General features: G+C 42.8%; 22 protein-coding genes. 4 read left to right on the plus strand and 18 right to left on the minus strand.

The window, feature by feature from the left end:
* Nucleotides 1–120: 120 nt before the first annotated feature.
* Both ERJ70_RS12755 and ERJ70_RS12760 read right to left on the minus strand, forming a co-directional pair.
* Entirely contained in the window at nucleotides 121–789 is a 669-nt protein-coding gene (locus ERJ70_RS12755) for a PspA/IM30 family protein (protein ID WP_209365222.1), read from the minus strand.
* 17 nt (nucleotides 790–806) lie between these two features.
* Nucleotides 807–1316: a DUF4178 domain-containing protein gene (locus tag ERJ70_RS12760; RefSeq protein ID WP_209365223.1), complete on the minus strand. Its 510-nt coding sequence runs from the start codon at nucleotides 1314–1316 to the stop codon at nucleotides 807–809.
* Nucleotides 1317–1537: 221 nt separating this feature from the next.
* Between ERJ70_RS12760 and ERJ70_RS12765 the strand changes: the two genes are divergently transcribed.
* Nucleotides 1538–2632, plus strand: a complete 1095-nt coding sequence (locus ERJ70_RS12765) for a M24 family metallopeptidase (protein WP_209365224.1) — start codon at nucleotides 1538–1540, stop codon at nucleotides 2630–2632.
* A 176-nt stretch (nucleotides 2633–2808) separates the two neighbouring features.
* Here ERJ70_RS12765 and ald read toward each other — a convergent pair whose 3' ends face one another.
* Complete coding sequence (gene ald / locus ERJ70_RS12770; RefSeq protein ID WP_209365225.1) at nucleotides 2809–3930, minus strand: alanine dehydrogenase; 1122 nt, start codon at nucleotides 3928–3930, stop codon at nucleotides 2809–2811.
* Between the two features lie 66 nt (nucleotides 3931–3996).
* The gene (locus ERJ70_RS12775) at nucleotides 3997–4749 is read right to left on the minus strand and encodes an SDR family oxidoreductase (RefSeq protein WP_245207949.1); all 753 of its coding nucleotides are present in this window, start codon (nucleotides 4747–4749) and stop codon (nucleotides 3997–3999) included.
* 157 nt (nucleotides 4750–4906) lie between these two features.
* On the opposite strand from ERJ70_RS12775, the gene ERJ70_RS12780 reads away from it, so the two are divergent.
* A complete protein-coding gene (locus tag ERJ70_RS12780) occupies nucleotides 4907–5347 on the plus strand; it encodes a universal stress protein (RefSeq protein WP_209365227.1) in 441 nt (146 codons plus the stop codon).
* Nucleotides 5348–5392: 45 nt separating this feature from the next.
* On the opposite strand, the gene ERJ70_RS12785 is transcribed toward ERJ70_RS12780, so the two are convergent.
* From ERJ70_RS12785 to ERJ70_RS12810, 6 genes are all read right to left on the minus strand, one after another.
* Nucleotides 5393–6199, minus strand: a complete 807-nt coding sequence (locus ERJ70_RS12785) for an EcsC family protein (RefSeq protein ID WP_209365228.1) — start codon at nucleotides 6197–6199, stop codon at nucleotides 5393–5395.
* Nucleotides 6200–6646: 447 nt separating this feature from the next.
* On the minus strand, nucleotides 6647–7831 hold the full coding sequence (locus ERJ70_RS12790; protein WP_209365229.1) for an acetate kinase: 1185 nt from the start codon (nucleotides 7829–7831) through the stop codon (nucleotides 6647–6649).
* Between the two features lie 141 nt (nucleotides 7832–7972).
* Nucleotides 7973–8959, minus strand: a complete 987-nt coding sequence (locus ERJ70_RS12795; RefSeq protein WP_209365230.1) for a class I SAM-dependent methyltransferase — start codon at nucleotides 8957–8959, stop codon at nucleotides 7973–7975.
* Nucleotides 8960–9182: 223 nt separating this feature from the next.
* Nucleotides 9183–9683: a thiol peroxidase gene (gene tpx / locus ERJ70_RS12800; RefSeq protein ID WP_209365231.1), complete on the minus strand. Its 501-nt coding sequence runs from the start codon at nucleotides 9681–9683 to the stop codon at nucleotides 9183–9185.
* A gap of 87 nt (nucleotides 9684–9770) precedes the next feature.
* Nucleotides 9771–10313: a GerW family sporulation protein gene (gene ytfJ, locus ERJ70_RS12805; RefSeq protein ID WP_209365232.1), complete on the minus strand. Its 543-nt coding sequence runs from the start codon at nucleotides 10311–10313 to the stop codon at nucleotides 9771–9773.
* Nucleotides 10314–10328: 15 nt separating this feature from the next.
* Nucleotides 10329–10958 carry a DUF2953 domain-containing protein gene (locus ERJ70_RS12810; protein WP_209365233.1) on the minus strand — a complete coding sequence of 210 codons (630 nt, stop codon included), beginning with the start codon at nucleotides 10956–10958 and terminating at the stop codon, nucleotides 10329–10331.
* A 192-nt stretch (nucleotides 10959–11150) separates the two neighbouring features.
* On the opposite strand from ERJ70_RS12810, the gene ERJ70_RS12815 reads away from it, so the two are divergent.
* Nucleotides 11151–11951, plus strand: a complete 801-nt coding sequence (locus ERJ70_RS12815) for an NAD kinase (RefSeq protein WP_209369357.1) — start codon at nucleotides 11151–11153, stop codon at nucleotides 11949–11951.
* Between the two features lie 369 nt (nucleotides 11952–12320).
* On the opposite strand, the gene ERJ70_RS12820 is transcribed toward ERJ70_RS12815, so the two are convergent.
* The 7 genes from ERJ70_RS12820 to refZ form a co-directional block, all read right to left on the minus strand.
* Complete coding sequence (locus ERJ70_RS12820; protein WP_209365234.1) at nucleotides 12321–13931, minus strand: amidohydrolase; 1611 nt, start codon at nucleotides 13929–13931, stop codon at nucleotides 12321–12323.
* A gap of 159 nt (nucleotides 13932–14090) precedes the next feature.
* Nucleotides 14091–14285 (minus strand): alpha/beta-type small acid-soluble spore protein, encoded by a 195-nt coding sequence (locus ERJ70_RS12825; RefSeq protein WP_209365235.1) that lies wholly within the window; start codon nucleotides 14283–14285, stop codon nucleotides 14091–14093.
* Between the two features lie 388 nt (nucleotides 14286–14673).
* Complete coding sequence (gene thiI / locus ERJ70_RS12830) at nucleotides 14674–15873, minus strand: tRNA uracil 4-sulfurtransferase ThiI (protein WP_209365236.1); 1200 nt, start codon at nucleotides 15871–15873, stop codon at nucleotides 14674–14676.
* Nucleotides 15874–15878: 5 nt separating this feature from the next.
* On the minus strand, nucleotides 15879–17018 hold the full coding sequence (locus tag ERJ70_RS12835; RefSeq protein WP_209365237.1) for a cysteine desulfurase family protein: 1140 nt from the start codon (nucleotides 17016–17018) through the stop codon (nucleotides 15879–15881).
* A gap of 95 nt (nucleotides 17019–17113) precedes the next feature.
* Nucleotides 17114–17392 (minus strand): hypothetical protein, encoded by a 279-nt coding sequence (locus tag ERJ70_RS12840; RefSeq protein ID WP_209365238.1) that lies wholly within the window; start codon nucleotides 17390–17392, stop codon nucleotides 17114–17116.
* 7 nt (nucleotides 17393–17399) lie between these two features.
* Nucleotides 17400–19091: a septation ring formation regulator EzrA gene (gene ezrA, locus ERJ70_RS12845; RefSeq protein ID WP_209365239.1), complete on the minus strand. Its 1692-nt coding sequence runs from the start codon at nucleotides 19089–19091 to the stop codon at nucleotides 17400–17402.
* A gap of 342 nt (nucleotides 19092–19433) precedes the next feature.
* Nucleotides 19434–20081: a forespore capture DNA-binding protein RefZ gene (refZ, locus tag ERJ70_RS12850; RefSeq protein WP_209365240.1), complete on the minus strand. Its 648-nt coding sequence runs from the start codon at nucleotides 20079–20081 to the stop codon at nucleotides 19434–19436.
* Nucleotides 20082–20245: 164 nt separating this feature from the next.
* On the opposite strand from refZ, the gene msrC reads away from it, so the two are divergent.
* A complete protein-coding gene (gene msrC / locus ERJ70_RS12855) occupies nucleotides 20246–20725 on the plus strand; it encodes a free L-methionine (R)-S-oxide reductase MsrC (protein WP_209365241.1) in 480 nt (159 codons plus the stop codon).
* 38 nt (nucleotides 20726–20763) lie between these two features.
* On the opposite strand, the gene ERJ70_RS12860 is transcribed toward msrC, so the two are convergent.
* The gene (locus ERJ70_RS12860; protein WP_209365242.1) at nucleotides 20764–22638 is read right to left on the minus strand and encodes a sensor domain-containing diguanylate cyclase; all 1875 of its coding nucleotides are present in this window, start codon (nucleotides 22636–22638) and stop codon (nucleotides 20764–20766) included.
* Nucleotide 22639 lies beyond the last annotated feature (1 nt).

Below are 22639 nucleotides of genomic sequence, written 5' to 3' on the forward strand. Positions count from 1 at the left end.
ACCTCCTTTCTATATGGGAAGAAAAACCGCAAAAACCCTTGCAGCCTCTGGCAGGTACAAGGGTTTTTACTGGTGACTTCTTCACCTGTCTACTCCATCCCCTGGTCGTTACGGAAATAATTATTCCTTGCCGAGTTTCTTTTTCAAGGCGGTTAATTCATCATCTACACCGCTCTTTTCCAGACTTTCAAACTCATCATCAAGCGACTTACTTGATGCAGACAAATCGTCAGAAGTATCTGCCTCCGCTTCAAACTGCAGGACTTTTTCCTCCATGCGTTCAAATCCCCGTTTTGAATCGTCACTTCCTATCGAGGACATCGTCCGATTCATTTTTGTCCGGGTTTTTGCAGATTCGGCACGGGCCTTCAGCGAATCCTTTTTCAATTTCATCTGCTGGTATTCTTTTTTCATTTCATCCAGCTTATCGCGAAGCACCTGGGAATCATTTTTTGCCCTATCCCAAGATTCTTTTAATGTATCAGCCTGTTCCTGCTGGTCTTTTTTATCTTCCAACGCACGACGGGCCAGATCCTCATTCCCTGCTTCAATCGCTTGCTCAGCCTGGCCTTGCCTTTTATCAACCAATGCCTGGGCGTCATCATATTTCCGTTTCAGCATCTTTTCATTAGCGATTTGTTTGGCAACCGAGCTTTCCACTTCACGAATATCTGATTCCATGTCGCGCATGAACTGCTCCAGCATTTTTACTGGATCTTCCGCTTTATCCAACATGGAGTTCAGCTCCGAGTTTACGATAGTACTAACGCGTTTAAACATTTTAAACATAGGTAAGTCCTCCTTTATTATATGGAACCTGCAATGATTTTAATTTCATAAGGGGCAATTTCATACCCGTAACTGGCTTCAATTTCGCTTCCCCAGTCCTCTAGGCTAAGATAATGCTCTTCCGCTTCATCATAGTATTCAGCATATTGAATCTGCCTGCCGTTTATGTTTCTGCTCCTGCCTTCACCTACCACCCTTGCTTCTCCCTGCTCATCAAGGTAGTAAATGGAATCCTGATAAGTCAGTTGTTTTGGAAAAGGTTTGGACACAGGAAGATTCACCGATTGATAAATACCAAGCTCCAGCTGTTCATCCATTTCTGCAGATAGCCATATGGTATTTTTCCCCTCGAGGAGCTGGTATCCGAACCACTCATAACTGTCCTGACGATAAGTGATCTTTCCGACCACCTCATAGTCAACGAGATCGTAGGTGACAATATCGCCTACCTCTATCGACAAGGGAGATCGTTCCTTTATTTCTGGTTTTTTTGGATCTTTTTGAAACAGTTTCGAAAATAGTCCCACTGGTTCACCTCATCTTTCCAAGAAAATTCCTTGTATATTCCTGTTTACGAATCAAATACCCCTTAGGTTTCAATTCTTTTTATATTTTTCTTTTCTACATTATTTATGGTAACAAAATTCCCGCTAAAAAGATATTTCATTCTTCTTGTCCGGCTATTATTGTCATTATCCCAGGCCAGTTTGTTATACTAATAAAAGACAAGGAAAGGTGGAAGAAAATAATGGAACGATTGCAGAAGTTGATTCAAAAACTCAAACAGCAAAATTTCGATAGCGCCCTGGTAACCTCCAAGGCAAATGTTTACTATCTAAGCGGTCATTATACCGATCCACACGAACGGCTGGTAGCCCTCTACACAGGTATCGACGGAGATCCGTTGTTCATACTTCCGGAAATGGAAAAAGAAGACGCCATCACATCTGGTTGGAAAGGGGATTTTCTCACCTACAAGGATCAGGACAATCCCTGGGAGCTATTCAAGGAATACTTAACAAAGCAAAATAAAACACCCGATTCCATCGCCATTGAAAAAGAGGATTTCTCCGTTTCCCGATTTGAACAATTGCAGCGAACGGTTCCAGGGGCTGAAATTGTGGACGGGACTGAGATACTGGCCGGTTTGCGAGTGATTAAGGACAAAAAAGAATATACCATCCTTAAACAAGCTGCAGATTTAGCAGACTTCGGCGTCAAAACAGGCGTGGAGGCTATCCAGGAAGGTGTTTCTGAGATGGAAATCCTGGCCAAAATCGAGTTTGAACTAAAAAAACAAGGTGTCAGAGAGATGTCTTTCTCCACTATGGTGTTGTCCGGCAAAAAAACTGCATCTCCCCACGGAACACCTGGTCAGGATAAAATTGCAGCAGGTGATCTTGTTCTGTTTGATCTTGGTGTCGTATTTGGAGGATATTGCTCCGATATTACCAGAACAGTTGCATATAAACAGATAGATCCAGAACAAGAAAAAATCTATCAAACCGTCTTGAAGGCACAGGAAAAGGCGATTGATGCTGCTGTAATTGGAGATGCCGCCGGGTCAATGGATCGAGTCGCTCGAGAGCATATTGCACGAGAGGGGTATGGGGAATATTTCACCCATCGGATCGGTCACGGAATCGGTGTCGATGTGCATGAGTACCCATCGCTCACTTCTGAAAATGATTTAACCTTAAAAGAAGGAATGAGCTTTACGCTGGAGCCTGGAATATATGTGCCCGGAGTGGGCGGAGTCCGGATTGAAGATGAAGTATTCTTGACCAAAAAGGGTCCAGAACTGCTGACAAGCTATCCGAAAACGTTGCAGATTATCGAATAAGAACAGAAATGGCTGGACAAAAACATAGTGCCAAAGCTAAACCGAACGATGATTCGAATCGTTCGGTTTTCATTTTGGTCACGATGCTTTTATCCCAGGCTCTTTTAGTGGTAGAAACATTATTGAGTCTGCGAATTTTTACGAGGTATGAATTCGGACCTATTCCATTTCTGCTATCAACTGTCTTGTAATATGCTATCGACTTCAGCATAGTCTAACTTATGGGCTTCAGCCACTGCTTTGTACGTAACAAAACCATCTAACGTATTGATACCTTTCAAGAGCGCTTTGTTATCTGTACAAGCCTTCCGATATCCCTTGTTCGCCAGTTGCAATGCATAAGGTACCGTGACATTCGTCAGACCGATTGTAGATGTACGCGGTACGGCTCCAGGCATATTGGCTACTGCATAATGCAGAACACCGTGCCTGTTATAAGTAGGATCATCATGAGTAGTTATTCGATCAGTCGTTTCAAAAATCCCTCCCTGATCGATGGCCACATCTACAATCACCGAGCCCTCCCGCATCGATTTGATCATCTCCTCGCTAACCAGCTTCGGTGCTTTGGCACCCGGAATCAGTACGGCCCCAATGACCAAATCAGATTCCTCCAATGCTTCTGCGATATTCAACGGATTGGACATGAATGTATTGATGGTCGATCCAAAGATATCATCGAGCTGGCGAAGACGCTCAGGATTCAAGTCGATGATGGTGACATCAGCACCCAGGCCGACTGCTATTTTGGCTGCATTTGTTCCGACTACTCCACCGCCTATGATGGTCACTTTTCCTCTTCTCACTCCAGGAATCCCAGAAAGGAGCACACCTCTTCCGCCTTTTGGCTTTTCAAGAAATTGAGCCCCGATTTGAGAAGCCATGCGTCCTGCTACCTCACTCATGGGAGTCAAAAGTGGTAACGAACCATTATCAAGCTGGACTGTCTCGTAAGCAATCGATACCACTTTATTGTCAATCAACGCCTTGGTCAATTCCGGTTCCGGGGCCAAATGCAAATAGGTGAACAGGATTAGCCCTTCATAAAAGAACTTATATTCTTCCGAAAGCGGTTCCTTTACCTTCATGACCATCTCCTGTTGCCATGCTTCTCCGGCAGTAGAAACGATTTCTGCTCCAGCAGCAATGTACTGTTCATCGGTAAAACCAGAGCCCAGACCGGCTCCGGTTTCCACGAACACTCGATGACCAGCTCTTTCAAGTGTTACAACCCCAGCAGGCGTCATCGCCACACGGTTTTCATTGTTTTTAATCTCTCTAGGTACTCCGATATTCATTTGTCATCCCTCCAAATAGTCTGTATTCCTTGCAGGATTTTTTGTTATGTATGGAAAGAACACCCTTCACCGATATCGGTGAATGACATCCAAACCGCCTGTGACTTCAAAAACAGAACCCGTAATCATGTCGGAGTCTTTCTCGCAAAGAAATAAAATGGACCTGGCAATATCCTCTCCCGTTCCGGATCTGCCTATCGGCGTCTTTTCATCGGGTATTTTACGACTTTCCTCAATACCTGCTTCCTTCATGTCACCAGTAATATTACCCGGGCATACCATATTAGAAGTAATTCCATATTCTGCTTCTTCATATGCAATGGATTTGGTCAAGGATACTAAACCAACCTTTGCGGCTGCAAAGGCCGAACGATATAACCATCCGGTTGCTGTGTTGGCGCCCTGAAACCCGTAATTGATCACCCGACCGAAGTTCTGCTCACGCATCCTTGGGATGGTAAGTTTTAATAGATGAAAAACAGAATCAAGATTCCCTTTCATCATAGCATCCCATTCTTCCTGTGAATAGTCCATTAATTTCTTTCTTTCAAATATGTAGGGGCCGGCATTGTTGATTAAGTAATCAATTGTTCCGTATTTAGTCATCGCTTGTTTTACTAGTCCTTGCAAATCTTTTTTGCAGGTTACATCCGCTTGAACAATATGTAAAGGATCGTTTTTATGTAACGCAGCCAATGCGTCTGCTTTCGCATCATCTTTCCAATAGGTAGCAGTGACTTGGTGTCCAGCCTGCAAAAAAGCTTCTGTCACTTTTCTGCCCAAGCCTTTTGTTCCAGCAGTTATAAGTGCATGTCCCACACTTTGCACCTCCATATCGATTGAATCTTTTATCTAATCCATCTTTATCCTATCTTAATAGGAGCAAAAATTCTATTTTCACGTATTTAGTCCAATCTATCTGGGAAGTTGCGACCATGGTATAATAGAATAAAGAAGTAGAAAGGAGTCTTTTTCTATGGAGTTTGAATACAAGCATATTGTAGCAGCTGTCGATGGTTCAAAAGCTGCAGAACTCGCCTTTAACAAAGCAGTTGACATTGCTAAAAGGAACCACGCCCGGCTGATCCTCGCTCATGTCATTGATCATCGGACCTTCGCCACGGCTGAAGCGTATGATCGATTGTTGGCGGAACGAGCGGAAACTTATGCCAACGAACTGTTGAACGGCTATCGGGAAAAAGCTGAAAGAGCTGGTGTGAACCATATTGTTAGCGACATAGAATACGGATCTCCTAAAATCAAAATCGCCAAAGATATCGCCAAAAAACATGATGCTGACTTAATTATCTGCGGTGCCACCGGTATGAATGCTGTGGAAAGATTCCTCATCGGCAGTGTTTCCGAAAGTGTCACTCGTTATGCTTCGTGTGATGTTTTAGTAGTTAGAAGCGAATAAATAGAAAAGGCCTATCCTCCGTAACCAGGGGATAGGCTATAACAGTTACAGTAAACACCTTTTCTGGTAATATCGAAGGGAAAATTCCCCAACACGTTTTGCCAGTCGGTAATTCCAGACAGCCCCGGTCGCGATTCCAAGCAGCGGAATTCCTTGAACGACTTTTTTTCTTGCCGTCAAAATTAGCAACGATTTGATCGCCTGTTTTATCGGTTGGTGCAGCCACTTTTCGTCCACCAACTCATCATTTCCCTGATACATGTAATCTGCGGCAGACTTTGTTTCTGTAAGCAGGCTCTGCCATGCTTTCCACTGCAATCGTCTAGGCAGAGTCGCGGCTTGAAAAACTTTTAACGACAACATCATTTCAGTCGGCCGACGAATTTCTCTTCCAAATCCCATTGCAATCAACTGGACAAGTCGCAAATTCATGATCACTTGCAATGGAAAATCTGTCCCAAGCAACAGTCCACCGCCTGTACCTGCGGCACCTCCTTGTGCCATTGCATACAACCGCCCCTTTGCCAACTCCTGTATGGAGATGTAAGAAGATTGCTCCATCGTCAACGATTGCATATCTTCAATCGTAGTTATTTCCGGACGAAATATCCTGCCCTGGGCAATTAATCTTTCCCTTGCTTCCTTCTGTAGTGCCGAACCTTGCAAATAAGCGTGTGAATGAAACAAAAGAGCATCTACCGTGCGGAACCATTCTTGTTTCCTGGCCTCGTTCAACCGAATCATTGCCTGCTCTTGCACCGCATCATAAAGCCGTTCAAAATCATTGGCAGAGTGCGCTTCAAGCTTGTTTTCCCAGCTGGAAATTTCCTGACCAATCGGATTGACAGCCACACGATCCCCTCTTCCCTGCTTTTTTTCTATCATATCACTAGGACAAGATCCAGCGCATTGTATGATTTAAAACTTCATAAAGCTCTCTGAACCTAAACCTCGGTATGGTGTTATTATTTCCGTTCTAATCATGTTTAGGAAAAAGTGGAGACTTACGAGGAGACAGGTGTCCAAATCCAACGAAGTAGTCAAGGTACGCAGCCACAAACAGATCATTCACTTGCTAAAGCGGTATCTTTACCAAGTGAGCCGATGCTGTGTCCAGGGAAAGCGAGGTATCTGGCCGGAGTGTTTGCCTCCATCCATTCTAAAGAGAAAGTCAACAAATCATTTGCATAAAACAAAAAACCGAACGATGATTCGAATCCCACTGAGCATTCGAACTCGTTCGGTTTTTGCTTTGCACTAAGTTTTGCCTCAACCGCTTTTATCTGAAAATATTTTTAATTAAGCAAGTCTTACCGTATCCCGTGCAATCATGACTTCTTCATTGGTAGGGATGACGATTACTTTAACTGGCGAATGCGGGTAGTTGATGAACGCTTCTTTTCCGCGAATATTATTTAGAGAAGGATCCCAGTAAACACCCATGAACTCGAGCCCTTTTAAGACACGTTCACGAATCTCCGTACTATTCTCTCCTACACCAGCAGTGAAGATAATCGCATCCACGCCATGCATTCTTGCAGCATAAGAACCAAGGTATTTATGAATTCTTTCTGCGAATACTTCAAGAGCGAGCTCGGCACGCTCATCTTTATCGTTAGCCCGCTCCGTAATGTCCCGTAAGTCACTAGAAAAGCCGGATAACGCAAGCATTCCGCTTTCTTTATTTAAAACCGTCATAACTTCGTTGGCTGTCTTACCAGTTTTATCCATTATATAAGGGATCAAAGCAGGATCAATGTTTCCAGATCTCGTTCCCATTGTCACACCTGCTAAAGGGGTGAAGCCCATCGAAGTATCTATTGATTTCCCGTTTTCAATGGCAGCGATACTTGCCCCATTACCCAGGTGGCAGGAAATCAGCCGCAACTGCTCAAGCGGTAATCCAAGCAGCTCAGCAGCACGCTGCGATACATATTTGTGAGAAGTACCATGGAAACCGTATTTCCGAATGCCGTACTTTTCGTAATATTCATATGGAAGACTGTATAAATAAGATTGCTCCGGCATCGTCTGGTGAAAAGCTGTATCGAATACAGCAACGGCGGGAACATCCGGAAGAATCTCGCGGAAGGCACGGATACCCGTAAGGTTTGCCGGGTTGTGCAATGGTGCAAGATCCGAAACCTCTTCAATTTCTCTAATTACCTCATCGGTAATTTTCACGGAATCACTGAAACGCTCGCCACCATGTACCACCCGGTGACCGACACCCTCGATTTCATCCAGTGATTGGATAACCCCGGATGCAGTCAGCTTGTCCAACAGCATCTTGACTGCCTGTTCATGATTGGGAATGTCCGTGGTTGTCTCGTCCTTCTCTCCTGCTGCCTCTATCGTGAAAACAGAGTTTTTGATGCCGATCCGTTCGACCAAGCCTTTCGCAATCACTGTTTCTTCTGGCATCTCGATCAATTGGAACTTCAGAGAGGAACTGCCTGCATTTATCGCTAATGTTTTGCTCACTATATTCAATCCTTTCATTCAAACGTCCTTATATACTCCCTTACTCATTTAAACACCGCTTCATCAAGTTTGCAATATCAAGGTTTTAATGATAACGCTTGCCTTTCAAAATCTTTATTTTCAAACTATTTGCCAGCAGTTTCAAGAAATGCCTGCTTGTTTGAACCATTGATTTATTTTTACCAGGATGTCGTTCATGGCCTGGACATTTTTAAATGAAGGCAGCTTGGCCATTAATGCTTCTTTTGGAGCCTTGGTATCCAGCCCCTTTTTTTGAAGCAAAAAGATGCTTTTCGCATTTTGTTCTGACTTGAATATGGTTTCAGGCAATTGGACAATACCAAATATATGAGCATTTTTTTGCAGGAAAGCGTTCAGTTTCGATGCCTGATCGCTGTCAAACAAAAAGTTCGGGATGATTAAAACCAGATAACCGCCTTCTTTTGTGTACTTGATGCTTTGCTCAATCAATAAGTGATGAGCATAAGAATGCCCTTCTTCCGCCTTAAGTTCGTAATCGTTGGCAATGATATCATCCGGATAGTAGCCTACTGGTAAATCGGAAACAATCAAATCTGCAGGTTCCATTAAAAACGGCCGTAGACTGTCCTGATGAAACAATTCCATGTCAATTTGTTGGAAATTGGCACTCATCAAAGCAATTCTGATTAAGGTGGCATCGACTTCACTTCCGAGTGGAACCGTTTGCTGCGGCAGTTGATTATGGACGGCGGTCAACAAGTTTCCTGTTCCACAAGCAGGGTCAAATAAACGTATTTGTTCTCTGCCTTTCATTAATTTATTTGCCAAATATCCTGCGAACATCGCGACGGTGTCAGGAGTGATTAAATGTTGCTGCTGTGTTGCGCCCTGCATCCCTTTCAAGGAAGCCAATTGAATCGACTTTCTAATCTCCTCCCGGTCAAAAGAACTGATATCCAACTCGTTGGCTTTTTTTCGTAAGTGTTGCAGCGCAAATTCATTGAGTTCCTCTGTCGTTTCACCGGTAAAAAAGTATTCCAGCACCAGGGCCAGACTGTCCAAGTACGGCTGTTCCGTCTGGCGCCCAATTTGTTCAGCAGTTTCATCTAGAAAGGTATATATTGTTTCCACATTATTGTGTTCCATTTTGCTTCCCCCATTCGTTTACACTCGTTAACCTATTATTTTAACAAAACCTATCTGTTCAGAGAACATATATGTTTATGTACCACTCTTATAAACATTCGGACAGCCACAAAAAACCCCGAATGCCTGGTCGGCCGATGCAAAACAAAGAACACAGTTCCTCGTACGTTGCATCGGCGGACAAGTCACTCGGGGCAAGTCCTGAATCACGTAGCAAAATAAATTATTTCGTCTCTTTTACCGCGGCAAGGGCTTTTTCATAATCAGGATGGTTGGTGCCTTCGCTTACGTATTCTGTGTACGTCACCTTGCCTTCTGAATCGACGACAAAAACAGAACGTGCCAATAGGCGCAGTTCCTCCATCAATACCCCATATTGTTGGGCAAAGTCTGCATCTTTATGATCGGAAAAGATGTCGATGTGCTGAATATCATTCGCTTGTATCCAACGTTTTTGCGCAAAGGGTAAATCCATGCTAACAGTCAGTACTTTAACATTGCTCAGCTTTTCTGCGGCATCATTAAAGCGTTGTGTCTGCTCTGCACATACTCCTGTATCGACAGAGGGAACGACACTGATTAGACGTACTTGGCCACTGTAATCAGATAAACGGACTTCATTCAAATCGTTATCAAGCACCTTAAAATCGGGTGCTGTGTCGCCAACTTTCACTTCGTTCCCAACAAGCGTCATTAAGGTGCCTTTAAAGGTTACATTCGCCATTCTATCAGCCTCCATCATTTATTGTCGTTTCTTATTATGAAGGCATTGAAAACGAATGTCTAACATAAAGGCCGAACTACCCTGCTATTACTCGTCTTCATATTCCTCCGAGTCCTCGTCATCGCTTTCCTCTTTGTTTTTCTTCTCTTTTCCTTTTTTATCCTTCTTATCTTTTCCCGCTTTCTCGCCCTTTTCTTTCTCTTCTTTCCCGCCGCCCTTTTCCAATTTTCCCAAGGTACCTTTCAGCATTTCCTGGATTTTATCCATTGCTTGTGGTGCGAAATCCAATAACTTCTCATAAAGATGGGTACTTTGATCGAGGTGGATCATTTGTACACCCTTTTCATTGACAATCAAAAAAGCTATCGGTGTGATGGATACTCCTCCACCACTTCCTCCGCCAAATGGCATCCCACTACCACCCTCAGAATCGGAGCTGTCTCCTCCACCCGACTGACCTTTAAACTCTGATCCACCTGCAGCAAAGCCAAATCCAACGCGGGAAACGGTAATGATCATACTGCCATCGGGGGATTCTACCGGATCTCCAATAATCGTATTGACATCGACCATATCTTTCAGATTTTCCATAGCAGTAGTCATTAAACCTTCAATTGGATGTTCACTCATTTATAATCGGCCTCCTTAAGTATTTACTGGTTCGTTCGCAGTCTTCCATGTTTTACTTGAGAACTGTTTCATAATATGTCGAATGATGCGTATAGCTTTACCTAAACGGAAGGAAAAGATACATTCCGCTTTGGTATAAAGATATTCATGTTGAAACAAAGGCAGGATATCGATCTCCTCCCTCGGCATTCGTTTGGCGTGAGAATGCAGCCAAGCAACCAAACTATACTTAATTCCCCACCCAGCACCAGCTGCTATTCCTGTTGCTCTTGCATCCGTCAAGCCTATCTTCGTTTTCCAGGACAACTGATGGACTGAAATTTGCGAAATAAATTCGAAAATCAGAGGCAGGATGGACCGGTATGCCTCCAAATGACGCATCCACTCCTGCCATTTTTGCTTCAATGATTTGCCTTCTTCCTTTTCCGATATCCCTGCTGATTGATACCGGTTTTCCCCTTCCGAAAACGGGAAAAATTCTTTATGAAACACACGGACACCCAATATCTCCACCTGGATATGGAAATAGTCAGAGCCGTTTTCGTATTGATAATCCAACGTCAAGTAAACTCGCAGCCATAACAAGAGGATAAAGATTAATAAGAGAAGAAACAGAATGATACCTCCGGACAGAAGCCACCCCATACAAACACCTCCATTGTCTCCAGTATTTTCAAAACGACAATGGATTAAACAAGGATTGTTCACTATGTTCCTGCTGGGATTATGAAAAAAAGAATGATAACATGACTATAAAGCGTTTACTCACAGGTGGAGTGATCTGTGAAATGGATAACAACAAAAGATAACTATGCAGTCAGACAGGAGGAAGCAATAATGGACAATCGTCGTAACCTTTATTTTTACTACCCTAAAGAAGAGGAACTTGAAAAAAATCTCCAACCATTATTCAAGCTTGCGAAAGAGAATGGGTTCAACATTGTAGACAAGTCGGAAGATGCCAATATTATCATCAGTGTAGGAGGAGACGGCGCCTTTTTACAGGCCGTTAGAAAAACGGGTTTTCGGCAGGATTGTTTGTACACGGGAATCGCCCGATCCAATGAAGCAGGGCTGTATTGCGACTTTAACCTCGATAATTATGATGAGATGGTCAATTCTATCCTTCATGAGGAACTGGAAGTGCGCCGCTTTCCGGTAATCGATGTGCAGGTAAATAACCAGGCACACTTTTTATGCCTAAATGAAGCAAGTATCCGATCTACGTTGATTAAAACAATCGTAATGGATGTGTTTATTGATGACCAGCATTTTGAAACATTTCGCGGAGATGGATTGATCGTGGCCACACCTACCGGCAGTACAGGATACAATAAATCTACCAACGGAGCCGTCGTCGATCCGAAAACGCCATGTTTTCAGGTTACCGAACTGGCATCTTTGAACAACAACCGGTACAGGACACTTGGATCTTCCTTTGTTCTGGACAAGTCGAGGAAACTGACATTGAAAGTTGTACAGGATGGAAATGATTATCCTATCATCGGATTTGATAATGAGGCATATTCTGTTCGGAACATTCAAGATTTAACCGTCACACTTAGTGATAAAAAAGTCAAAACAGTAAAATTAAAAAACAATTCGTATTGGGATAGAGTGAAAAGAACCTTTTTATAAATCTCCTCCCATTAAATAAGCGATCCTGGGACAAAAGCATGGCAAATTACACCAGAAGAGAGGTATCTCCATCCAACGGAGGCAAGGTGCGCAGACTCCAGCGGGATGAGCGCGAGCTGAAGATCCACTTGGCAAAGCGGTATTCTTTGCCATGTTAGCTAAAGCCGTGCCCACGGAAAGCGAAGTACCTTGCCGGAGTGGGAAGTTGCACTTTTCATCGGGTAGTACGTTTTGCTTTTTGCTCATCAGAAAAAACCGAACGAATGGTGGAATCGTTCGGTTTTCATTTTGGTCACGATGCTTTTGTCCTAGCCTCGCTTATTATGTCCCTAACACTCTTTCAGCATCCTTTGTTATCTCGAGCTTTTATTACGTTTCTGCTTTCCAATGATATTTTTGATAAACGACTGTCTCATCGACTACGGTTTGTTGTACTTGCAGTGTCGTAATCTGTTCTGGATCGATTGTAAAAGGATCCTGATCTAGAATGGTAAAGTCAGCATTGTAGCCAGGTGCTATTTTTCCCTGATCGAACTCATGGCAAGAAGCATAGGCACTGCCATTTGTATATAATGAGATCGCCTCGTACATAGACAACCGCTGTTCATGTTGATAGCTTACCCCATCGACACTCGATTTTCTTAGAACAGCAGCTTCAATACCAAGCAGTGGATTGATACTCTCTATCGGTGCATCTGAACCCGCTGCACAAGGAATATCACGCTCTAGGAAAGTTTTCCAGGCATATGCATGCGTCAACCGCTGTTTTCCTATCCGATCAATAATCCACGGAAAGTCCGAAGCCACAAACGTCGGTTGAATATCAAGCACCACATCAAGCTCTGTCAATAAGTCCAGCAAACGATCATTTACAATTTGCGCATGAATAATCCGGTCTCGCCGGCCATTCCCTAGCGGATATTTTCTCAGTGTTTCAGCAACTGCTTCGACAGCCTTGTCCCCAATTGCATGAACAGCAACCGGCATCCCATAGCCTCTCGCTTTTTGAACCAGTGCTTCAAGGTCCTCCATGCTATGAATATTGATTCCTGCATTTTCCGGATCATCGTCATATGGTTCTGAAAGCCAGGCTGTTCTACCGCCAAGTGCACCATCCGAAAAAATCTTCATCGCACCCATTTCAATGAATTCAGTACCTTTATGGTAATCAAGTCCTGATGAAGCCATATCATCGATTACCTCATGATGAACAAGCAAGTGAGCACGAAACTTACGTTTGACTCCATCAATCCCATTCGTAAATGCATGGTATGTTTTCAGAAAACCGCCATAATAATTTAAATCCTCTGTATGTCCACCAACCAAACCATTACGGTGTAAATCATCGACTGCTGTCTGAACAATCGCAGTTAGATGCTCCTCCGACATTTCCGGAATGACATTCTTGATATATTCTTGCGCCGTATCAAGAAAATAACCGGTTGCTTTTCCGGAAGTATTTCTTACAATGACACCGCCTTGTGGGTTTTCCGTCTTGTCGTTGATGCCCGCTTGTTCCATAGCCAACGAGTTGGCCAGCAGCGCATGCCGGCAAATACGGGTCAGCATCATCGGATTTTCTGGACTGATTTCATCTAGCTCCTCTCGTTGAAGAATGACTGGATCTTTCCAGTGATTTTCATTCCAGCCCTCCCCGATCAACCATTCTCCAGGCTCGAGCTGGGACACACGACTTCGAAGGGCAGCTTTTACCTCCTCCACAGATTTCATTGCAGATAAATCCAAGTGAATTAACTTTTCGCCATGTCCGATAATATGTAAGTGGCTGTCAGTAAAGCCAGGGAACATGGTATTGCCTTGTAAATCCTGAACCTTGTCAACCCTCCCCCGATAAGTTCTTTTTAAATCCGAAACAGATCCAGTATCCACCACTTTCCCTTCTTCCGTAAAAACAGCTTCCACCGTATCCATCTCAGATATCATTGTATAAATGGTTCCGCCTTGCCAGATAGTTCCCATACCACGTTTCCCCTTTTCTGATGATTCCTTTGTTGTTAAATTAATATTAAAATTAGAAAATTGTCGGAGTTTGATGAATTGTAAATATTTTAACCGTTTTAAGAAAAAATGAAAAGGGTAGTGCTCGCACACTACCCTTTTTGCCATCCTTATATAATTTTAACCGCGGAATTGTTGTTGTGCCGTCGATACCAAGCGTTTGGTGATTTCTCCACCAACGGAACCGTTAGCACGAGAAGTTGTATCAGCGCCAAGTTGGACACCGAATTCTTGAGCAATTTCAGTTTTCATTTGGTTTAAAGCTTGTTCCACTCCAGGTACAAGAAGCTGGTTGCTGTTATTGTTGTTAGCCATGTCTTCTCACCTCCTTCCCTGTATCCCTAGCATATACAGTAGGAAGAGAAGCCATACAGTGAGATAACTGGGAGAGATGACAGCTTTAACCAACTATTTCATGGCTAGTTTGTAGCATTAAAGATAGAAACTGCGCAGGAACTGTAATGGGAAATTCCATTGCCTATTCAAAAAGCGTGTTAAGCCCCGCTTCGGTAGCATACTTCGCTTTCCACGGGCACGGCTTCAGCTAACTTGGTAAAGAAAACCGCTTTACCAAGGAAGCTCACCAGCCGCCCGCGGAAACCGCAAGGTATTTCCGTAACGCCGAACTCCCACTTAACAAGGTCGCAGTCAAACTATGAGCATTTTCTTTTAAACCTTGACGATTAATGCATACGACGGAACTTTATAACAGAGCATCGAATTCTTCTTCTTTTGCCTGGGAATCGATGGTTACTATTTCCACGTTTTCCAAAGTTTCAGCTAACAAGTCGCTAAAATCTTCCGCCTGTTCAAATTGGTTCACTTTTTCTTTTCGGGGCATTGTCTTCGGTGCATCCGGTACAAAAACGGTACAGCAATCTTCGTAAGGGCGAATCGATATATCGTAGGTATCGATTTTTTGAGAAACATCGATTATGTCCTCTTTGTCCATGGTAATTAGTGGACGTAATACGGGATAATTGGTCACTTCATTGATAGCATGCATGCTTTCCATCGTTTGACTGGCAACCTGCCCAAGACTCTCCCCGGTCGTCAACGATAAAATCCCCTCCTTAGAAGCGATTTGTTCACTTATACGCATCATCATCCGGCGCATGACCGTCATGGAATAGCCGTGCGGTATCACTTGATGCACCTTTTGCTGCAGCTTTGTAAACGGCACGACATGTATGCGTATAGAATGACCGTATTTCGTCAATTGCCGGGCTAAATCAAACACTTTTTGTTTCGCACGTTCACTTGTAAAAGGTGGAGAATGAAAGTGGACAGCCTCCACTTGGACTCCTCGCTTCATTGTTAAATAACCTGCAACCGGACTATCGATTCCTCCTGATAACAGGAGCAGCGTTTTACCGGATGAACCAACCGGCAAGCCGCCCGCTGCCAGTATCTTTTGTGAAGTGATATACGTGCCGTCTTGCCGGATTTCGACTCTTAATTCCATATCGGGCTGATGGACATCCACTGTATATCCTTCTGTATTTTTCAACAAATAACCACCCAACACTTGGTTGAATTGCTGTGACCTCACAGGAAATTCTTTATCCGTCCGCTTTGTCGTTACTTTGAAGGTTTTAACACCCTGCGCTTCTTGAAGGGCAAACAAAGCAGCCTTTTTAATCTGTTCTTCTTCATTGTCTACCTTTATGGCCTTGCTTAAGCTGTGGATTCCAAATATTGTTCTACAACGTTCGATGATCGGCTCCGGATCCTGTCCATTAAGTAAAATGTACATACGATCCCGTTGCCGTTTTACTTTGATAGATGGTATATCCTTTACTTTGCTTTGAACGTTTTCTTGTAATTTCTGTGTGAAAATTTTCCGGTTTTTTCCCTTTAATGCAATTTCGCCATATCGAATTAAAATATATTCATAATGCATAGTATCTACCCCATTACTTCGCTAAATTGATGCAGAGTTTCATCAAGCGCTTTGCAAAAGCCCTCTATTTCCTGCTGCTGAGTATGATAAGAAAGACTGATACGCAATGCAGAGCTGCTAATTGCTTCCGGCTTTCCGCAGGCAGCCAGTACAGAGCTGACATCTTGATTTTTTGAAGAACAAGCTGATTTAGTCGAGATATAATATCCCTTTTCGCTTAAGGCATGAATCAGCACCTCTGGTTTATAACCCGGAACAGATAGATTGATGATATGAGGTGCGTGTCCAGCCGGTGAATTGATTGAAACCTGTTTCATCTTGTCCAAGCAAGTCCACAGCCTCTCTTTCATTTCCAAAAGGTGTTTTTTTTGCTTTTTTTGTTCCTCTAATATGAGACGCACAGCCTTCACCAGGGAGACAGTCCCGGCGAGATTTTCTGTTCCTGAACGGATAGATTGCTCCTGTCCACCGCCATGCATTAATGGAAACAGATGCGTTCCTTTTTTTGAAAAGAGCAGCCCAGTTCCTTTCAGTCCATGTATTTTATGACCTGAAATGGTACATAAATCAATGCCGCTGTTCGGCAACGATAACGGTACTTTGCCAAAGCCTTGCACATGATCCACATGAAAATGCAATTTTGGATATTGCTTGGCTATTTTTCCGATTTCTTCAATTGGTTGTATGGTCCCCAGTTCATTATTGACATGCATAATGCTGATTAAGATTGTTTCTTCGGTAATCGCTGCCTCCACAGCGGCGGGATCGATAAGACCTTGATTGTTTACTGGAAGATAGGTTATAGAAAAACCCAATTCTTCCAACCCTCTACAGGCTTCGAGCACGGAAGGGTGCTCGACCTGGGAAGTAATAATGTGCCTTCCTCTATTTTGATGGGCAAGTGCAATTCCCTTTATAGCTGTATTGTTCCCTTCCGTACCGCCAGATGTGAATACAATTTCTTCCTCTTTCACATGAAGCAATTCCGCTGCCTGCTGCCTGGCCCTCAACAAAAGCTTTTCTGCTTCTGCACCAGTGCGATGAATTGATGAGGGATTTCCATAATACTTTTCCGATACTTGGGTAAAACTATCGATTACTTCTTGATAAGGTTTTGTTGTAGCACTATTATCCAAATAAATCATGGAAACGTCCCTCCCCTTTCGTATTTATGCAATCATTTATAATACCATAATTAATCCCCTGCTACAATCTTGTCAGCAAGGGATTCATTCTTGTGTTATTTCGGGTCAATATGGAGATCGGAGAGTAGTTCATCGATTGAAATGACAGGTCTTTCATGATTTGTTTCGTTTGACTTTATTTCCGTACTGCTTCGTTTTGTAAAAAGACCAATCCCATCAAGCTCTCTGTCCATCCTTTTTGCCAGCGGATGTTTGCCTGAAAGTCTGCTGTCATTTTCCTGCTGCAAATCCTCCCAGATCAATACAGCTGTAGCAGCCCATAACAGGAGGGCTGTTACAGTCAATATGCCAATGAGCCAGCTTATCTTCTTCATTTTACAATCAGCTCGGTACCTTACTATAGGCTTCGAGTCTCTTTAATGCACCGGGTTCAACCTCTTCCAGGGCCTGAACAGCTTCTTCTAAAGCAGTCTCGTATTCAAAACTGCGGAATCTGTTTTCTGCTTCGGAAAGTCTTGCTGCCAATAAAGGATACTTACTCCGGTATCGATTGCCGTACTGGATGACCAGTTCGACCAGGCGCGCCTGTTCCAACAGCATTTCCGTCTGCTCTGTCATAGAGGACACCGCCTTTTCAGCTTCTGCTAGCGAGTGCTGGATTTCCCCAATATCAAGGGGCTGTTTTTCCAATTTCCCGGCCACATCCTCTACCCGATTTGCAGCTTCCTCGAAAAGCTCCCAAATGAATCCCGGGACACCTGGTATATTACTTTTCATCAATGTCCGATGTGTATCTTGAAGTACCTTGCGCATTTCAAGGATCAGTTCTTTAGCTTCCAATTCATCTTTTCTCAAGGTCTGAATCTGACTTCTGAATGCTTCATGCCGTGCTTTAAGCTTTTCCAACTCATTGGACGCAGTCTCTACCTTTTCACGGAGTTCGATGTTGGTAGCCGTATGTTCATCAAGGCCACGGTCAATGCTATCAATATCTTCTTTCAATTGTTTGATCAGTTTATCCAAGTTCAAGTGGTTCTCCAAATCAGTGTCCTCTAAATAGTAAGACTCCTGCAGTCTTTCGACTTCCTGCGTCGTATCCTCAAAAGACTGAATTTCCTTTTCCAAATCCCGACGGAACGAAGGCAGCTGCTGTTCTACATAGTTTTTTGCAATTGCTTCTTTCTCAAGCAACTGGTACATTTCCTTCATTCGTTCGTCGACATGTTCGAGGAAAGGCACGATTTCCTCCAATACACCTTTATCAAGCTGTTCTATAAAATCCTGCAGCTTGGTCTTATACTGGTGGATCTCTTTTTCAAATCCTAAATGGGATATATGGTATCCATCCTTTTTCATACCAACGATACCATTTTGCAGTTCATCTAACTGATTGGGAAGCGTTTGCCGGCATTTTTTGTAAATTCCCGGGAATTCCTTCATTTTTGTTTCTAACTCCGACAAGTGTTCGCGCAATCCATCAACAAGTTTCTGAGCTTCAAAATAGTTGCCTTCTTCTGTAAGCTGGTAATATTTTTCGATGGTTTGATTGATTTCGTCCAATTCACTTTCAAAACGAGCTTCAGAATTACCAAAATGATGGCGGTTATGGAGCAGTGACTTCCGCAGTTCTTTCACTCTCGGATTCAACTCTTCGATTGCTTTTCGACTGTTCTCTTCCGACTCAAGCAATTGTTCCAGTTCAACATACATTTGCTCAATATCTGATTCAATTGCTTTCAGTGCATCCTCTACACGAAGCAAATTTTGCTTGGAAGCAGAAAACCGGTACTTGTCAGCGGCTTCTTCAGCGTCAAACAAGTACTCTTCCATATCTGGAAGTTCCCTCGTCAGGATTGAATCCCAGCGATCCTTCCATTTTTCAAAATTTTCCTGGGTTTCTCCGGATAGATTCAATGTTTTCACCCGCGATAACTCAGCACTTACATTTCTGTTCATAATATCCATCTTCCATCCTTCCAGACGGTCGACTTCATCATAAATTCTTTTACGCCAAATAAGTCCAAAAATGATCAAAGCGATTAAAATAAGGATACCGCCAATTATGTACGCCATAAAAAACCTCCTGACTAATCCAATAAACTGTTAACATATGAGAACGAGAGGAAAAACTTCCGTAATAGAAGAGCATTTCCTTCTCTTTTTCAAGCTTCGCATCTTTCAGTTGCTTTCGGTGACTTTAAGCATCCTACTAAAACAACGAACTTCTTTTTCCAGATGAAAATGATTACTATTATGATACCATGTTAACTGTCATTTTTGTTTATTAATTTTCAAATTTATTCACACAACGACAAATTTTTCAAACAAACTGCCATCAGTTGTCGGATGGATGATTTTCTCGGCAGTTTGAAGATGGTTTGAAAGCAAAAAAAAGCAGGTGTCGAGTACACCCGCTTAACGAGACAGTATGCTAGGATTGCTTTTCTTATCCATTCCAGTACCTTCTGACAAGTGATCAATCCAATGACAGATCAAATGGACATATTTCTTTGCAAAGAAATCTTGAGATTGATTCCAGTTCACCAGCGTTTTCCACTCGTTTGCGGACGAATACGGGCTGTTCAATAAGCCTTTCAACTGAACATATAAAAACTGCAAATCTAATTTTGTATTACCCGAATCACGTAAAGCTTCTTTAAACACGCTGTTGATCAGATAATTTTCCTTCGCTAAATAAGTAACCATCATCTCTCTTACGAAAATGGAATCAAGCGAAAGTTCTCGATGAATGAAACAAGTAAATTGATGCTGTTCTTGCTTATAATGTATAATAGTTGCAATCATTTGCTTTAGCCGATCGATTTTCGGCAGCGCTTCGGTGGTTGTCATTGTTTCCTCGAGAACAGTCATATATTGTTCATAATAATTGGTTACGATCGACTCCAGTAAGCCCTGCTTGCTGTTAAAATAATAGTTGATCAATGATACATTAACCGAAGCTGAATGAGCAATATCACGTACAGATGTGCCATGGTAGCCCTTTGCGTAAAATAACCTGCAAGCCGCTTCCATCACCTTTTGTTTCGTTTGGTTGTTCGTCACCGGTACCACCTCCTCTTGTCTTTTACGACATAACCGGGGAGAGTCCTGCAACAGTCGCTCGTCAAATACCGCACCCTTTTTGTCGAGAGGATGTATATTACCATGAACGATTGCAGGATGTCAGATTAATTGTCTAAAAATGCAAAGAAAAAGGCGGGGATACAATGTTTGAAGTGAAAAATTATTCTGGATCCAAGGAGAAGGATTACAATTTGCTATTAAAGCAGCTGGAGGCTTTAATAGAAGATGAGCCAGATGTCATAGCAAACCTTTCCAATGCTTCTGCTTTGCTCAACCAATTTTTAGCAGATGTCAATTGGGTTGGATTCTATATTTGGAGAAAAGACGAGCTAGTCTTGGGACCGTTCCAAGGATTGCCGGCTTGTGTACGAATCAAATCCGGCAAAGGAGTATGCGGAGCAGCTGTAAAGGAAGGAAAAACGCAGCTTGTTGAAGATGTTAATCAGTTCCCTGGGCATATAGCCTGTGATGCGGCAAGCCAGTCTGAAATTGTCGTGCCGATTCATAAAGAAGGAACCATTTTTGGAGTGCTTGATATCGACAGTCCAAGCAAAGGCAGATTCGATAAAGAAGATCAACTTTATTTGGAACAATTTGCCGCGATTTTAGAAAAGTATATATAATAAACCAAAGTAGAAGGCTGGTCATGTAGACCAGCCTTCTACTTTGGTTCCCCGATGCACTTGGCTTTGACTACGCAATTTTTCCCCAGTTCCTTTGCCTGGTAAAGTGCTTCGTCCGCCCTGTCAAATACATTGCCAGAATGTTGGTCCTGACCTTTATTCCAATAAGACACCCCAACTGATATTGTGACAGTAGGCTCCGTAAAAGCTTCAACTTGCTTGACTAACTGGTGAGCCGTTTCCATGCCATCCTCTATGGAAGCGTTCGGAAGATAAACGGCAAGTTCTTCGCCTCCCCATCTGGCAGCAAAATCTTCTGCACCTATATGCCCTTTTATAATCGTGGCAACTTGAATGATCAGTTCATCTCCCAGTTCGTGTCCATAAGTGTCGTTGAATTTTTTAAAGTCATCGATATCGATTAATAAAAAAGCACCTTGTTCGTCCTCAGACAAGTGTTCCTGAAGTCGTTCATCCAAATATTTCCGTGAATATAAACTAGTGAGATAATCGGTAATGACCAGGTGCTCCAGTTGTTCTCGAAGCATCGAATTGACAAAAGCCAATGTAGAATGATGGACAAGTGATTGAATCAGCTTGAATGCTTCAAAAGAGAAATAGTATGCATCTGGATGGAGCACAAATATAGCCCCTTTGATTTGTTTCGATTGTACCATCGGTATTGCCATAACCGAATGATAAGGCAAACGTATTTCCGGATACTTAATGGAAAAATCGCCAATGAACACCGCATCATGTTGTTTTTTAAGCAGTTCTAATGTATTGGTAAGGAACGGTTTCGCTTTTCTGGATAAAAAGTAATCGGTACTTCCGTCCAAGACTTCGTATTCTTCCTGGCTGTCTTCTTTAAAGAGAATGAATCCGATTTCCTCTGCTCCGAATTTATCCTTGATTTGCCGGTTCATAAAAGTGGTTGTTTCGATTAATCGCAAGTTTGAATTCAATGTATGGGACGTTTCATTAATTAATTGAAGGTCCTCGATCAGTTGTTTAGATTGTTGATAAAGACGGGCATTCTCCATGGCGTTTCCAGCTTCATTCGCCAGTAAGGAGATGAATTCCACATCTTCAGCAGGGAAGGTGGTGACAGTAGAAGCACAGATTTGCAAAACACCATAAACCCCTTGCTTCCCTCTGAGCGGAATATACAAATTCGATTCGCAATTATCCGCTAATTGCTCGTATTGAACATCACCGGTAAGGAAAGCATGGACACTAACCCTGTTGGTCACATTGTCATTGTAAATCAATTCTTTAGTAGGCAGATCATCCGCCCCCGGGAACTCCTGCGACAGGTATAAATAATAATCAAATCCGGGATAAACGTCCTTTAATGTGGTAATAACTTCTTCCAATACCTCTTTCGTATTAATGGAAGCATGAAATGAAGACGTAACCTGGTATAAAATCTGATGATTGTAATTGGTTTTCGCAGTATGTATGTAATTGGATAGAACGCGCAGTTGACCCGAAATCTCTTCTGCTATTGTATTGCATTCCTGCCGACACCACTCCGAAAAGAAATCTGCTGCTGTAAAAAGGAAGCCAACCTTTTTTTCTTTATCCCGTAGAGGAATCAGCATGGTCTGAAGAGAAGATGGGGAAACAAACAACTCTTTTCCAGCTTCCCTGGGGTTGTCCTTAGCCACTATAGAAGCTGGAAGGATTTCCACTGTCATTTTTCCTACTACAGGATCATCCGTTTTCAAGCTATAACCATTTTTCCACGCATCATAATAATAAATGCCTACATATTGTACAGGTATAAATTGCTTAATTTTCTCACAAATCTTTGTCATTACCTCATCAATGGATGGGGTATTTTCTTGCATGAACGTATCGAGCATGCGGTACCAGCTTTCACATCTCGATAATCTATTGTTGATATCCATA

The organism is Sediminibacillus dalangtanensis (assembly GCF_017792025.1).
GTDB classification, from domain to species: Bacteria; Bacillota; Bacilli; order Bacillales; family Amphibacillaceae; genus Sediminibacillus; species Sediminibacillus dalangtanensis.

Excerpts from the sequence above, each read along its gene's own strand:
- ERJ70_RS12755 (WP_209365222.1), bottom strand. The coding sequence starts at position 789 with ATGTTTAAAATGTTTAAACGCGTTAGTACTATCGTAAACTCGGAGCTG.
- ERJ70_RS12765 (WP_209365224.1), top strand. The coding sequence starts at position 1,538 with ATGGAACGATTGCAGAAGTTGATTCAAAAACTCAAACAGCAAAATTTC.
- ald (WP_209365225.1), bottom strand. The coding sequence starts at position 3,930 with ATGAATATCGGAGTACCTAGAGAGATTAAAAACAATGAAAACCGTGTG.
- ERJ70_RS12780 (WP_209365227.1), top strand. The coding sequence starts at position 4,907 with ATGGAGTTTGAATACAAGCATATTGTAGCAGCTGTCGATGGTTCAAAA.
- ERJ70_RS12795 (WP_209365230.1), bottom strand. The coding sequence starts at position 8,959 with ATGGAACACAATAATGTGGAAACAATATATACCTTTCTAGATGAAACT.
- tpx (WP_209365231.1), bottom strand. The coding sequence starts at position 9,683 with ATGGCGAATGTAACCTTTAAAGGCACCTTAATGACGCTTGTTGGGAAC.
- ytfJ (WP_209365232.1), bottom strand. The coding sequence starts at position 10,313 with ATGAGTGAACATCCAATTGAAGGTTTAATGACTACTGCTATGGAAAAT.
- ERJ70_RS12810 (WP_209365233.1), bottom strand. The coding sequence starts at position 10,958 with ATGGGGTGGCTTCTGTCCGGAGGTATCATTCTGTTTCTTCTCTTATTA.
- ERJ70_RS12815 (WP_209369357.1), top strand. The coding sequence starts at position 11,151 with ATGGACAATCGTCGTAACCTTTATTTTTACTACCCTAAAGAAGAGGAA.
- ERJ70_RS12820 (WP_209365234.1), bottom strand. The coding sequence starts at position 13,931 with ATGGGAACTATCTGGCAAGGCGGAACCATTTATACAATGATATCTGAG.
- ERJ70_RS12825 (WP_209365235.1), bottom strand. The coding sequence starts at position 14,285 with ATGGCTAACAACAATAACAGCAACCAGCTTCTTGTACCTGGAGTGGAA.
- thiI (WP_209365236.1), bottom strand. The coding sequence starts at position 15,873 with ATGCATTATGAATATATTTTAATTCGATATGGCGAAATTGCATTAAAG.
- ERJ70_RS12835 (WP_209365237.1), bottom strand. The coding sequence starts at position 17,018 with ATGATTTATTTGGATAATAGTGCTACAACAAAACCTTATCAAGAAGTA.
- ERJ70_RS12840 (WP_209365238.1), bottom strand. The coding sequence starts at position 17,392 with ATGAAGAAGATAAGCTGGCTCATTGGCATATTGACTGTAACAGCCCTC.
- ezrA (WP_209365239.1), bottom strand. The coding sequence starts at position 19,091 with ATGGCGTACATAATTGGCGGTATCCTTATTTTAATCGCTTTGATCATT.
- msrC (WP_209365241.1), top strand. The coding sequence starts at position 20,246 with ATGTTTGAAGTGAAAAATTATTCTGGATCCAAGGAGAAGGATTACAAT.
- ERJ70_RS12860 (WP_209365242.1), bottom strand. The coding sequence starts at position 22,638 with ATGGATATCAACAATAGATTATCGAGATGTGAAAGCTGGTACCGCATG.